The sequence below is a fragment of the Shewanella sp. SM32 genome, from assembly GCF_025654235.1.
Classification (GTDB): domain Bacteria; phylum Pseudomonadota; class Gammaproteobacteria; order Enterobacterales; family Shewanellaceae; genus Shewanella; species Shewanella oncorhynchi.
In genome coordinates this window covers 1-529 of sequence record NZ_JAKKRO010000186.1, presented here as the reverse complement: position 1 = coordinate 529, position 529 = coordinate 1, and the positions used below count along the sequence as shown (strand labels likewise).

1 protein-coding gene is annotated in these 529 nt (G+C 43.7%); it reads right to left on the bottom strand.

What is annotated here, in order from left to right:
• Positions 1-374, bottom strand: a 374-nt coding sequence (locus L5M10_RS24105) for an inovirus Gp2 family protein (RefSeq protein WP_263256120.1), incomplete at its 3' end; no start/stop codon positions are given.
• Positions 375-529: the final 155 nt, after the last annotated feature.

The window sequence follows — 529 nt, the reverse complement described above, 5'->3', positions numbered from 1 at the left end:
ATATGGTAATGGTCTGTATCGGCATCAGCTCGCTCCCTTGCCCAAATATAACGCAGAGTACAAGGATGCACCCGCTTACCCTCACGGCCCTTGATAAGCCTATCATTCTGGATTTTAGCGTTCAGAGATTTAAAGAACTTGCTGATCACCATTGAATCATAAACCGTTGGTGAGTCGCGAAAATTGAGCTGTGGTAGATGCAAATCAAACCGCACCATAAAGGTACGAGGGTGCTCATTCAGAGCTGCCTGTAAGGTCTGTAAAATAGCGTTTAAGTATTCAGCGCTTAGTGGCCTAGGATAAACATTGAGGCCTTGGTATTGGCCATTGCTGATGACGGTAAGGTTAGTGTTTGAGGTGTGACGTGAGTACATATTGATATCCCATATTGGTTATTGTTCATAACGTATGGGGTTTGTGTAATTTATAACTCAAAAGCCCCAAAGGGCTTGATATCACTTGCAAAGGTTAGCTCGCCTTTGATGGCAGCTAACCCTGTATGTTCATAAGGTAGTGTTAGAGATACTGG